This window comes from Pseudomonas sivasensis (assembly GCF_021391435.1).
GTDB classification, from domain to species: Bacteria; Pseudomonadota; Gammaproteobacteria; order Pseudomonadales; family Pseudomonadaceae; genus Aquipseudomonas; species Aquipseudomonas sivasensis.
Map to the genome: position 1 here is coordinate 5,985,380 of NZ_CP090029.1, position 12,577 is coordinate 5,997,956.

At 58.4% G+C, this 12,577-nt stretch carries 12 protein-coding genes; 3 read left to right on the forward strand and 9 right to left on the reverse strand.

What is annotated here, in order from left to right; all coding sequences use genetic code 11:
- The first annotated feature begins 256 nt into the window (after window positions 1-256).
- Window positions 257-895: an HD domain-containing protein gene (locus LRO94_RS27290; protein WP_122763947.1), complete on the forward strand. Its 639-nt coding sequence runs from the start codon at window positions 257-259 to the stop codon at window positions 893-895.
- A gap of 119 nt (window positions 896-1,014) precedes the next feature.
- Here the strand turns inward: LRO94_RS27290 and LRO94_RS27295 are convergent, their stop codons facing one another.
- The 8 genes from LRO94_RS27295 to LRO94_RS27330 form a co-directional block, all read right to left on the reverse strand.
- Entirely contained in the window at window positions 1,015-1,899 is an 885-nt protein-coding gene (locus tag LRO94_RS27295) for an ABC transporter permease subunit (protein WP_032884233.1), read from the reverse strand.
- Window positions 1,896-2,816, reverse strand: coding sequence for an ABC transporter permease subunit (locus LRO94_RS27300; protein WP_032884234.1), 921 nt, complete (start codon window positions 2,814-2,816; stop codon window positions 1,896-1,898). The genes LRO94_RS27295 and LRO94_RS27300 overlap by 4 nt, the downstream gene beginning before the upstream one ends.
- A complete protein-coding gene (locus LRO94_RS27305) occupies window positions 2,813-3,955 on the reverse strand; it encodes an ABC transporter ATP-binding protein (protein ID WP_003195240.1) in 1,143 nt (380 codons plus the stop codon). Before LRO94_RS27305 ends, LRO94_RS27300 begins: the two co-directional genes overlap by 4 nt.
- Before the next feature lie 67 nt (window positions 3,956-4,022).
- The gene (locus LRO94_RS27310) at window positions 4,023-5,117 is read right to left on the reverse strand and encodes a polyamine ABC transporter substrate-binding protein (protein ID WP_032884236.1); all 1,095 of its coding nucleotides are present in this window, start codon (window positions 5,115-5,117) and stop codon (window positions 4,023-4,025) included.
- Between the two features lie 208 nt (window positions 5,118-5,325).
- Window positions 5,326-6,420, reverse strand: a complete 1,095-nt coding sequence (locus tag LRO94_RS27315; protein WP_179180111.1) for a polyamine ABC transporter substrate-binding protein — start codon at window positions 6,418-6,420, stop codon at window positions 5,326-5,328.
- 181 nt (window positions 6,421-6,601) lie between these two features.
- A complete protein-coding gene (locus LRO94_RS27320; protein ID WP_032884238.1) occupies window positions 6,602-7,966 on the reverse strand; it encodes an aspartate aminotransferase family protein in 1,365 nt (454 codons plus the stop codon).
- 58 nt (window positions 7,967-8,024) lie between these two features.
- Window positions 8,025-9,383: a glutamine synthetase family protein gene (locus LRO94_RS27325; protein ID WP_032884240.1), complete on the reverse strand. Its 1,359-nt coding sequence runs from the start codon at window positions 9,381-9,383 to the stop codon at window positions 8,025-8,027.
- 80 nt (window positions 9,384-9,463) lie between these two features.
- Window positions 9,464-9,703: a hypothetical protein gene (locus LRO94_RS27330; protein ID WP_032884242.1), complete on the reverse strand. Its 240-nt coding sequence runs from the start codon at window positions 9,701-9,703 to the stop codon at window positions 9,464-9,466.
- A gap of 278 nt (window positions 9,704-9,981) precedes the next feature.
- Between LRO94_RS27330 and LRO94_RS27335 the strand changes: the two genes are divergently transcribed.
- Window positions 9,982-11,358, forward strand: a complete 1,377-nt coding sequence (locus LRO94_RS27335; protein WP_003213894.1) for a glutamine synthetase family protein — start codon at window positions 9,982-9,984, stop codon at window positions 11,356-11,358.
- A gap of 220 nt (window positions 11,359-11,578) precedes the next feature.
- Window positions 11,579-12,208, forward strand: coding sequence for a TetR/AcrR family transcriptional regulator (locus LRO94_RS27340; RefSeq protein WP_179179766.1), 630 nt, complete (start codon window positions 11,579-11,581; stop codon window positions 12,206-12,208).
- A gap of 128 nt (window positions 12,209-12,336) precedes the next feature.
- Here the strand turns inward: LRO94_RS27340 and LRO94_RS27345 are convergent, their stop codons facing one another.
- On the reverse strand, window positions 12,337-12,552 hold the full coding sequence (locus LRO94_RS27345; RefSeq protein WP_003176783.1) for a TOBE domain-containing protein: 216 nt from the start codon (window positions 12,550-12,552) through the stop codon (window positions 12,337-12,339).
- Window positions 12,553-12,577 lie beyond the last annotated feature (25 nt).

Genomic DNA, 12,577 nt, shown 5'->3' on the forward strand with positions numbered 1-12,577 from the left:
AACCCTGTGGGAGGGGGCTTGCTCCCGATTGCTGAGGGTCAGTCACTGCATCTATTGACTGAGCCACCGCTATCGGGAGCAAGCCCCCTCCCACATTGGGATTTTCGCAGGCTTCGAGATTGATATCGCCCGCTACACCCTAGCCGATTTCCCCTTGGCACGATGTGGCGGCAGATTGGCCGGGATCGCACCCTCGTCACCATGGCCGCTTCACGTGCGCGCGACCAGACTGGATGCTTTCCAGAGGAGAGCAACCATGACCACCACCATCGCCGGTATCAAGATCCCCGACAGCGCCCTGGCCAAGGCCACCACCGAGTACATCCGCGACATCGAATCCGATCTGCTCTACCACCACTCGCGGCGGGTATTTCTATTCGGCGCATTGAGCGGTGAGCGCAAGCAGTTGGCCTATAACCCGGAGTTGCTCTACGTGGGCGCGATGTTCCATGACTTGGGCCTGGTGGAAGGGTATCGCAGCGATAACGAGCGTTTCGAAGTGGACGGCGCCAACGCGGCGGCGGCCTTCCTCAAACCTTACGGGCTCAGCGATGACGATATCGAACAGGTGTGGCTGTCCATCGCCCTGCACACTACGCCAGGTGTGCCGCAGCATCTGCGCCCCACCGTCGCGCTGGTGACTGCCGGGGTGGAGATGGACGTGCTGGGCATGGACTACGCCGCGTTTAGCAGTGTGCAGCGCGAAGCAGTGGTGCATGCGCATCCACGGGGTGAAGGGTTCAAGGAGTGCATCATCTGTGCGTTCGCCGATGGCTTGCGCCATCGCCCGCAGACCACGTTTGGCAACGTGAAGACGGATGTGCTGGTGGATCAGGAGCCGGGGTTCAAACCGATGAACTTTGTCGAGGTGATTCGCAAATCGCCTTGGACCTGAAATGCATCAAATGTGAGAGGGGGCTTGCCCCCGATTGCTGAGTGTCAGTCACTGCGTCTATTGACTGACCCACTGCCATCGGGGGCAAGCCCCCTCCCACATTTGGACCGCGCAGGCCTTTAGACCGGCGCTGGAGCCCGACGCCTGTCCGGCTGCTGCCAACCATCGGCAGCGGCTTCTTCGATGGCTTGCTGGATGGCCTTCTTGCGCATCTCTTCGGCACGACGGCTGAAGAACCACACCAGGAAGGTCACCAACGACACCGCCAACAGAATCAGGCTGGCGACGGCGTTGATCTCAGGTTTAACCCCAAGACGCACCGCCGAGAACACCTCCATCGGCAACGTCGTCGAACCCGGGCCCGAGACGAAGCTGGCAAGTACCAGGTCATCCAGGGACAGCGCAAACGACATCATGCCGCCTGCCGCCAACGATGGCGCGATCATCGGGATGGTGATCAGGAAGAACACCTTCCAAGGCCGCGCGCCGAGGTCCATGGCCGCCTCTTCGATCGACAGGTCCAGCTCACGCAAACGCGCCGACACCACCACCGCCACATACGCCGCACAGAACGTGGTGTGGGCGATCCAGATGGTGACGATGCCACGTTCCTGGGGCCAACCGATCATCTGCGCCATAGCCACGAACAGCAGCAACAGCGACAGACCGGTGATCACTTCCGGCATCACCAACGGCGCGGTCACCAGGCCGCCGAACAACGTGCGGCCCTTGAACTGGCTGATGCGCGTCAGCACAAACGCCGCCAACGTACCCAGCGCAACAGCGGCCACTGCCGTGTAGCAGGCGATTTCCAGGGAGCGTGCCACCGAGCCCATCAACTGGGTGTTGTCCAGCAGGCCCACGTACCACTTGATCGACCAACCGCCCCACACCGTTACCAGCTTGGATTCGTTGAACGAGTAGATCACCAGGATCAACATCGGCAGGTAGATAAACAACAACCCCGCCACCAGCATGAAGCTTGAGAAACTGACGCGCTTCATATCTTGCCCTCCATCTCTTTGGCTTGGCTGCGGTTAAACAGAATGATGGGCACGATCAGGATCGCCAGCATCACTACCGCCAGGGCAGACGCCACCGGCCAGTCACGGTTGTTGAAGAACTCTTGCCACAACACTTTACCGATCATCAGGGTTTCCGGGCCGCCCAGCAGTTCCGGAATCACGAACTCGCCCACCACCGGGATAAACACCAGCATGCAGCCGGCGATGATGCCGTTCTTGGACAGCGGCACGGTGATTTTCCAGAAGCTGTTGAAGGTGCTCGAACCCAAGTCGGATGCGGCTTCCAGCAGGCTCTGATCGTGCTTCACCAAGTTGGCGTACAGCGGCAGGATCATGAACGGCAGGTATGAATAGACCACGCCGATGTACACCGCGATGTTGGTGTTGAGGATCTGCAGCGGTTCGTTGATCAGCCCCATGGACATCAGGAAACCATTGAGCAAGCCGTTATTGCTGAGGATGCCCATCCACGCATACACGCGGATCAGGATCGCGGTCCAGGTCGGCATCATGATCAGCAGCACCAGCACGGTCTGCATCTCTTTGCGCGCAGTGGCAATGGCATACGCCATCGGATAGCCGATCAGCAGGCACAGCAGCGTGCTGAAGAAAGCCATCTTCAGCGAGCCCAGGTACGCAGCGATGTACAGCTCATCACCTGCCAACAAGCTGTAGTTGGCCAGGTTCAGCACCACTTGCAGCTTTTGTTCAACGTATGTGTAGATCTCGGTGTACGGCGGGATTGCCACGTCGGCTTCGGCAAAGCTGATTTTCAGGACGATGAAAAACGGCAGGGCAAAAAACAGGAACAGCCACAGGAACGGAATCCCGATGACCACCTGCTTGCCGCTCGGGACGAGGCGGTTCAAGCGCCGCTTGAGCTTTTTTGTGTTCATGAGCGAAGTACCACGCCGCTGTCGTCTTCCCACCACACGTAAACCTGATCACCCCAGGTCGGCCGCTGACCACGGCGCTCGGCGTTGGCGACGAAGGACTGCACCAGCTTGCCGCTCGGCAGTTCCACGTAGAACACCGAGTGGCCGCCCAGGTAAGCGATGTCGTGCACCTTGCCGCTGGACCAGTTGTGCTCGCAGGTCGGCATTTCGGTGGTGACCAGCAATTTTTCCGGGCGAATCGCGTAGGTCACCGACTTGTCTTCCACCGAAGTGGCGATGCCGTAGCCCACGTAGATGTCGCGGTCCAAGTCCGGGCACTTGAGCACGGCGTGGCCTTCGGCGTCGTCCACCACTTGGGTGTCGAAAATATTGACGTTGCCGATGAACTCGCACACCAGGCGGCTGGTAGGGGTTTCGTAGATATCGATCGGGCTGCCGATCTGTGCGATCCAGCCCAAGTGCATGATTGCGATGCGCTCGGCCATGGTCATGGCCTCTTCCTGGTCGTGGGTCACCATCACGCAGGTCACGCCGACGCGCTCGATGATCTCCACCAACTCCAGTTGCATCTGCGAACGCAGTTTCTTGTCGAGGGCGCCCATGGGCTCATCGAGCAGCAGCAGTTTCGGGCGCTTGGCCAGGGAGCGGGCCAGGGCCACACGCTGACGCTGGCCGCCGGACAACTGGTGCGGCTTACGTTTGGCGTACTGGCTCATCTGCACCAGCTTGAGCATTTCGGCTACGCGGGCGTCGACTTCGGCCTTGGGGATCTTGTCCTGTTGCAGGCCGAAGGCGATGTTCTGCGCCACGGTCATGTGCGGGAACAGGGCATAGGACTGGAACATCATGTTAATCGGCCGCTCGTACGGCGGCATGTCGGTGATGTCCACACCGTCGAGGTAGATGCGACCCTCGGTCGGGCGCTCGAAACCTGCGAGCATGCGCAGCAGCGTGGATTTGCCCGAACCCGAACCGCCGAGCAAGGCGAAGATCTCGCCTTTCTTGATTTCCAGGGACACATCGTCCACGGCAATCGTCTCGTCGAACTTCTTCGTGACCCGGTCGATTTTGACCAACACCTTCTTCGGTGTCTGGTCCCCTTCGAGGGCTTTCTTGTAGGCGCCGGAGGCAACTGCCATTTACGAAACTCCCAGAAAAAAAGAGTGCAGAGCGCCCAATACGGACGACCCTTGGATAATTTAAGCCTTACTTGCCCGTCTTGACCTTGGTCCAGCTACGGGTCATTAAACGTTGCACTTTCGGGGGTAGCTCGAAGTTGACGAATGTCCGATCGAGAACCGCCTGCGGTGGGTAAACCGCTTCGTCGGTGCGTATCGATTGCTCCATCAGTTTGTCCGCCCCTGGGTTAGGGTTGGCGTAACCGACGTAATCACTGACCTGGGCGATTACCTCAGGCTGCAGCAAATAGTTGATGTAGGCGTGGGCCTGTTTAACGTTGGTGGCGTCCTTGGGGATCGCCAGCACGTCAAACCACAGGTTGCCGCCTTCTTTTGGAATCGCGTAGGCGATGTTCACGCCCTTGCCTGCCTCAGCCGCACGGGCTTTGGCCTGGAACACATCGCCAGAGAAACCGGCCGCCACACAGATGTTGCCGTTGGCCAGGTCCGAGATGTATTTGGACGAATGGAAGTAGGTCACGTAGGGCCGTACTTTAAGCAGCTTTTCTTCGGCCTTTTTGTAGTCTTCAGGGTTGGTGCTGTTAGGGTCCAGGCCCATGTAGTTGAGCACCGCCGGCAGCATTTCATCTGCCGAGTCCATGAACGACACACCGCAGGTGGCCAGCTTCTTCATGTTTTCCGGCTCGAACAGCACAGCCCAGGAGTCGATCTTGTCGACGCCCAACACTTCCTTCACTTTGTCGACGTTGTAACCGATGCCGTTGGTACCCCAGAGGTACGGCACGGCGTACTGGTTGCCTGGGTCGTTCTTTTCCAGGCGTTTGAGCAAGGCCGGGTCAAGATTTGCGTAATTCGTCAGCAGCGATTTGTCGAGTTTCTGAAACGCCCCGGCCTTGATCTGCTTGCCGAGGAAGTGGTTGGACGGCACGACTACGTCGTAGCCGGTACGTCCGGCCAGCAACTTGCCTTCCAGGGTTTCGTTGGAATCAAACACGTCATACACGGGCTTGATGCCGGTGGCCTTTTCGAAGTTGGCCAGGGTGTCGGTACCGATATAGTCCGACCAGTTATAAATATGCACCGTCGATGCGGCCTGCACGCTGACAGCCAGCGTGACACCTGCGCCCACCAGCATGGCTTTGCGAAATAAAGAAATTGGCAAGTGGAGGTCCTCTTAAATAGTTGGGCCTGAAGTTGTTGCCCGGCAACAAAACCGGCGCGCAACTTACCCTCGATAAACCGATCCGGCAAAACTTTCTGTCATTTAATGTGCGGGAGGTGGTTTACCCCCGATGGCGGTGTGTCAGCTTGCGCATGTGTTTCTGATACAACGCCATCGGGGGCAAGCCCCCTTCCACAGGTTTTAAGGCTTACTTGCCCGATTTGATCTTGGTCCAGCTGCGCGTCATTTCACGCTGAGTTGCGGCTGGCAAGTCAGCAATGGCGTAGAGCTTGGCTTGCACATCGGCTGGCGGGTAGATGCCCGGATCGCTGGTGATGTCTTTGTCGACCAGTGCGGTGGCCTTCTCGTTACCGTTCGGGAAACGCACGCTGTTGGTGATCGACGCCATGACTTCCGGCTTGAGCAGGTAGTTCATGAACTTGTAAGCGGCGTCGACGTTTTCGGCATCTTTAGGGATGGCGACCATGTCGAAGAAGCTACCAGCGCCTTCTTTCGGAATGTCGTAGGCAACTTTCACTTTGCCACCGGCTTCAGCCGCGCGGGATTTAGCCTGCTGGATATCACCCGAGTAACCCACGGCCACGCAGATGTTGCCGTTGGCCAGGTCCGAGATGTACTTGGAGGAGTGGAAGTAGCCGATCGAAGGACGGATCTTCAGGAAGAGCGCTTCGGCTTGCTTGAGGTCCTCTTTCTTCTGGCTGTCGGTCCGCAGGCCCAGGTAATGCAGCGCGATTGGCAGCATTTCGGTCGGTGAATCGAGGAAGCTCACGCCGCAGCTTTTGAGCTTGGCGATGTTCTCAGGCTTGAGCAGGATGTCCCACGAGTCGATCTTGTCCACGCCCAGCGCAGCCTTGACCTTCTCCGGGTTGTAGCCGATGCCGATCGAACCCCACATGTACGGGAAGGCGTGCTTGTTGTCCGGGTCGCTGACCGACACGGCTTTAAGCAGGGACTTGTTCAGGTTGCTGTAGTTGGACAGCTTGGACGTGTCCAGCTCCTGGTAGACACCGGCCTTGATCTGCTTGGCGAGGAAGTTGTTCGACGGCACGACGATGTCGTAACCGGACTTGCCTGCCAGCAACTTGGCTTCCAGGGTTTCGTTGCTGTCAAAAACGTCGTACACCACTTTAATGCCCGACTCTTTTTCAAAGTTGGCGATGGTGTCCGGTGCAATGTAGTCGGACCAGTTGTAGACGTGCAGCACCTTATCGTCTGCCTGGGCCGCGCCCGCCATTGCGCCCATCAGGGACAAGGCGAGCAGGGTCTTGCCAGCGTTCTTCAAACCTAATGCCTTCATTTGGTGATGCTCCAATTTTTCTTTTTTGGGCCACGTTTTTTCATGTTCTGCGGCCCTTCCAGAGGGCAACAAAACAGGGCGACAGTCTGGCAAGTTCAGGGGCCGGCTTTCAACCAAAGCCCCTACATTTATAACTGCCCAGTGCTCTGCGCACTGAGCCTAGCACTTAGCCCTGCAATGCCGCCAAAGTCAGATCCAGGCACTTGCGCGCCTTGGTCACCAACTCGTCGATCTCAGCCTTGCTGATCACCAGTGGCGGGGAAATGATCATGGTGTCGCCCACGGCGCGCATGATCAGGCCATTGTTGAAGCAGAAGTTGCGGCAAATCATGCCCACGCCTTTGCCTTCATAACGCTTGCGCGTGGCCTTGTCCTGCACCAGCTCAATGGCGCCCAACAGACCCACTCCGCGAACTTCGCCCACCAACGGGTGATCATTGAGCTCGCGCAGACGACGCTGCAAATAGGGTGCCGTTTCGCTGTTGACCTGCTCGATGATTTTTTCATCACGCATGATGCGGATGTTTTCCAGGGCCACCGCTGCGGCCACCGGGTGACCGGAGTAGGTAAACCCGTGGTTGAAATCGCCGCCTTCGTTCAGCACCTCGACCACTTCGTCGCGCACGATCAGGCCGCCCATAGGGATGTAACCCGAGGTCAGGCCCTTGGCGATGGTCATCATGTCTGGCTTGAGGTCGTAGAAATCGCTACCGAACCACTCACCGGTACGGCCAAACCCGCAGATCACTTCGTCGGCCACAAACAAGATGTCGTATTTAGCGAGGATTTCCTTGATGCGCGGCCAGTAAGTGGCGGGCGGGACGATCACGCCACCGGCACCCTGGATCGGCTCGGCAATAAAGGCACCGACGGTGTCCACGCCCAACTCGAGGATCTTCTCTTCCAACTGGTTGGCGGCCCAGATCCCGAACTCTTCGGGGCTCATGTCGCCGCCTTCGCCGAACCAGTACGGCTGGGCGATGTGGGTGATGCCCGGGATCGGCAAGTCGCCCTGTTCGTGCATATAAGTCATGCCACCCAGGCTCGCGCCGGCCACGGTGGAGCCGTGGTAGCCGTTCTTGCGGCTGATGATGGTTTTCTTGTTCGGCTGGCCTTTGATCGCCCAGTAGTGGCGGACCATGCGCAACATGGTGTCGTTGCCTTCGGAGCCGGAACCGGTGAAGAACACGTGGTTCATGCCGGCGGGTGCGATGTCGGAAATGGCTTTGGCCAGCTCCAGCACCGGCGGGTGAGCGGTCTGGAAGAACAGGTTGTAGTACGGCAGTTCTTTCATTTGCTTGGCGGCGGCGTCAGCCAGTTCATCGCGACCATAACCGATCGCCACGCACCACAGGCCGGCCATGCCGTCGAGGATCTTGTTGCCTTCGCTGTCCCACAGGTAAACGCCGTGGGCTTTGGTGATAATCCGTGGGCCTTTCTCTTTCAATTGCTTGAAGTCGCTGAACGGCGCCAGGTGGTGATCGTTGCTCAAGGCTTGCCATTCACGGGTTTGCGGGTTGTTGCTGGACATACCAATCTCCTAGACTTTTCAGTTAAGGGCGCGCGGGTTACCCCGTGCGCCCGGCGCATCAGACGGCGAAGAGCAGGAATTCCCGCTCCCACGAACTGATCACGCGCTTGAAGTTTTCATGCTCGGCCCGCTTGACCGCGACGTAGCCTGTGATGAATTTCTGACCCAGGTATTTCTCGATGGTCTTGCTGTTTTCCATGCGTTCCAGGGCGTCTTCGATGGTCAACGGCAGACGCAGGTTGCGTCGTTCGTAACCACGACCTACCACCGGTGCGCTCGGGTTATGGCCTTCGACCATACCGATGTAGCCGCACAGCAAACTGGCGGCAATCGCCAGGTAAGGGTTGGCGTCGGCCCCCGGCAGGCGGTTTTCTACGCGGCGGTTCTGCGGGCCGGCATCCGGTACGCGCAGGCCGACGGTGCGGTTTTCTTCGCCCCATTCCACGTTGACCGGCGCCGAGGTGTCGGGGAGGAAGCGACGGAACGAGTTCACGTTGGGAGCAAACAGCGGCAGCAATTCAGGGATGAATTTCTGCAGGCCGCCAATATGGTTGAGGAACAGCTGGCTCATGCTCCCGTCTTCATTGGAGAAGACGTTCTTGCCAGTCGCGATGTCGATGATGCTCTGGTGCAGGTGCATCGCGCTGCCGGGCTCGCCGGTCATCGGCTTGGCCATAAAGGTGGCCGCCACGTTGTGCTTGAGCGCTGCTTCACGCATCGTGCGTTTGAACACCAGGATCTGGTCAGCCAGGGACAGCGCATCGCCGTGACGGAAATTGATTTCCATCTGCGCGGTACCGTCTTCGTGGATCAGCGTGTCGAGGTCCAGCTCCTGCAGTTCGCACCAGTCGTAGACGTCTTCGAACAGCGGGTCGAATTCGTTGGCGGCTTCTATAGAGAAGGACTGACGACCGGTCTCCGGGCGCCCGGAACGGCCAATCGGCGGTTGCAGCGGGAAGTCAGGGTCTTCGCAGCGTTTGGTCAGGTAGAACTCCATCTCCGGCGCCACGATGGGCTGCCAGCCTTTGTCGGCGTAGAGCTTGAGGACTTTCTTGAGCACGTTGCGCGGCGACAGCTCGATCGGGTTGCCTTGCTTGTCGTAGGTATCGTGGATCACCTGGGCGGTGGGCTCGATGGCCCAAGGCACCAGGAATACCGCGTTCTGGTCGGGACGGCAGATCATGTCGATATCGGCCGGGTCGAGCAATTCGTAATAGATGTCGTCTTCGACATAGTCGCCGGTCACGGTCTGGAGCAGAACGCTCTCGGGCAGGCGCATGCCTTTTTCGGCGATGAACTTGTTGGTCGGCGAGATCTTGCCCCGGGTAATGCCGGTGAGGTCGCCAATCATGCATTCGACTTCTGTGATCTTGTGGTCTTTCAACCAATCGGTGAGCTGGTCGAGGTTGTTACTCATAAATGCCTCTGGGCTGGGTTTCCTGGCATCCATTAAAGGCCAGGCGTTGGTTGACGCAGCATCCGCGTCGTTTTGTTCATTCAGGGTAGGAGCTTACCTGCCATTTGCTGCAGCGTTGCATTCCTCACGCCAAAGTCGTGCAGAATCATGATCGGTTCCGTGGACGGGAGCCGGTCAGAGGCAGTTGAGGTGGCAAAGAAGAGGTCGGACTGGCCGTCAAGAATATTGGCCGGTGCAGGGACATTCACGCGGGGCGAACGAACTGCGGACAACGCCTGGCTGGAGCAGGCAGAGACGCCGAGCGGCGGCAGGTGAAACATGAAGCACCCCGGTATTATTGCTGTTATGGGTTTGAATCGAGCTTAGCCTTGTTCATTTTTTTACACAACACCCCCGTAAAAAATACAACACGGCCCGCTCAAGCCTGCGAGTCCCAAGCGAATCAAATGCAAAAAACCGCCCCAAAAAGCCCCAAAAATGCCTTCACGGCGCTTTTTTAGGGCAAAAAAGGCCTCGCTTGACTTCGGCATGCCGTTCGGGTTGACTGAAACCAGAAAAGATCAATGATTGATATTTTTAACAACAAAGGTGTTGCATCATGTCGGTACCCCCGCGTGCCGTTCAGCTTAACGAAGCGAACGCGTTCCTTAAGGATCATCCTGAGGTTCTGTACGTAGACCTTCTAATTGCGGATATGAATGGTGTGGTGCGCGGTAAGCGCATCGAACGCACCAGCCTCCACAAGGTTTACGAGAAGGGCATTAACCTGCCTGCCTCTTTATTTGCCCTGGATATCAACGGCTCGACGGTGGAAAGCACCGGCCTGGGTCTGGACATCGGTGATGCTGACCGAATCTGTTATCCAATCCCCGACACCCTGTGCAATGAACCTTGGCAAAAGCGCCCTACCGCGCAATTGTTGATGACCATGCACGAACTTGAAGGTGAACCTTTCTTCGCCGATCCACGCGAAGTGCTCCGCCAAGTTGTAAGCAAATTTGACGACCTCGGTCTGACCATCTGCGCTGCCTTTGAGCTTGAGTTCTACCTGATCGACCAGGAGAACGTGAACGGCCGCCCGCAACCGCCCCGCTCGCCGATCTCCGGCAAACGCCCGCACTCGACACAGGTCTACCTGATCGACGACCTCGACGAATACGTCGACTGCCTCCAGGACATCCTGGAAGGTGCCAAAGAGCAAGGTATCCCGGCTGACGCCATCGTCAAGGAAAGTGCCCCGGCGCAGTTCGAAGTGAACCTGCACCACGTCGCCGACCCGATCAAAGCGTGCGATTACGCTGTACTGCTCAAGCGTTTGATCAAGAACATCGCCTACGACCATGAGATGGACACCACCTTCATGGCCAAGCCTTACCCAGGCCAGGCAGGCAACGGGCTGCACGTACACATTTCGATTCTGGACAAAGACGGCAAGAACATCTTTGCCAGCGAGGATCCCGAGCAGAACGCCGCATTGCGTCACGCGATCGGCGGTGTGCTGGAGACCCTACCCGCCCAAATGGCGTTCCTGTGCCCTAACGTCAACTCCTACCGTCGTTTCGGCGCACAGTTCTACGTGCCGAACTCGCCGTGCTGGGGCCTGGATAACCGCACCGTGGCGATTCGCGTACCGACCGGCTCGTCCGACGCCGTACGTATCGAACACCGTGTAGCCGGCGCCGACGCCAACCCTTACCTGTTGATGGCTTCGGTCCTGGCAGGCGTGCACCACGGTCTGACCAACAAGATCGAACCGGGCGCACCCGTGGAAGGCAACAGCTACGAGCAGAACGAGCAGAGCCTGCCGAACAACCTGCGCGATGCCCTGCGCGAGTTGGACGACAGCGAGGTGATGGCTAAGTACATCGACCCTAAATACATCGATATCTTCGTCGCCTGTAAGGAAAGTGAGCTGGAAGAGTTCGAACACTCCATCTCCGACCTTGAGTACAACTGGTACCTGCATACCGTCTAAACGACGGCTGCAGAAAAAAGAGCGCCGCAGACCTTATGGTCTGCGGCGTTTTTTTTGGATTTCTTCCAGAAGACCGGGCCGGCCTCATCGGGGGCAAGCCCCCTCCCACATTTGAATGTTCACAGATCAAAGTGTGGGAGGGGGCTTGCTCCCGATGGCGGCCTGGAAGACAACACAGACTCCTACTCATACAATGCCCGCTGCCTTGTAGGAGACTTCCATGACCACCCACCCCGCCGCCCCTCGCAAACCCCGCGCACGCAGCCAGGCGCGGATCGACGCGATTCTCGACGCCGCCCGCACCTTGCTGGCCGCCGAAGGCGTGGCAGGCCTGTCGATCTACAGCGTGGCCGAGCGCGCGCAGATTCCGCCGTCGTCGGTGTATCACTTTTTCGCCAGTGTGCCCGCGTTGCTGGAAGCATTAACCGCTGACGTCCACGCAGCCTTCCGCGCGGCCATCCAGGCCCCCATCGACCATGACTCACTCAAGCACTGGCGGGACCTGTCCTACGTGGTCGAGCAGCGCATGCTCACCATCTACAGCAACGACGCCGCCGCGCGCCAATTGATCCTGGCCCAGCACGGGCTGACCGAAGTAACCCAGGCGGATCGTCAGCATGATCTGGAGCTGGGGGATTTGATGCTGGAAGTGTTCGCCCGCCACTTTGAAGTGCCGACGCTGCCTGCCGATGTGGACGTGTTCGCCTTGGCGCTGGAGTTGAGCGACCGCGTCTACGCGCGCTCAGTGCATCAGCATGGGCTGATCACGCCGCGCATGGCGGAGGAAGGGATGCGTGTGTTTGATGCGTATGTGGGGCTGTATTTACCGGCGTATCTGCCTAAGCGCTGAACCCTGGGTTGGCTGGGCGGGCCTCATCGGGGGCAAGTCGAATCGTCGCACCGCCCCTCCCACATATTGATCTGTGAACACATTCAAAATGTGGGAGGGGGGCTTGCTCCCGATAGCGGTCCAAGTGATCACAACTTGGCGATCGACACCTCAGTCGACTTCACGAAGGCAATCACTTCGCTGCCGATCACCAGTTCCAGCTCTTTGACCGAGCGAGTAGTGATCACGGAAGTGACGATACCGGACGCGGTCTGCACGTCGATTTCCGACAGCACGTCGCCGACTACGATTTCCTTGATGGTGCCTTTGAACTGGTTACGCACGTTGATAGCTTTAATAGTCATGGTGTTCTTCCTTCGCGGGACAAGT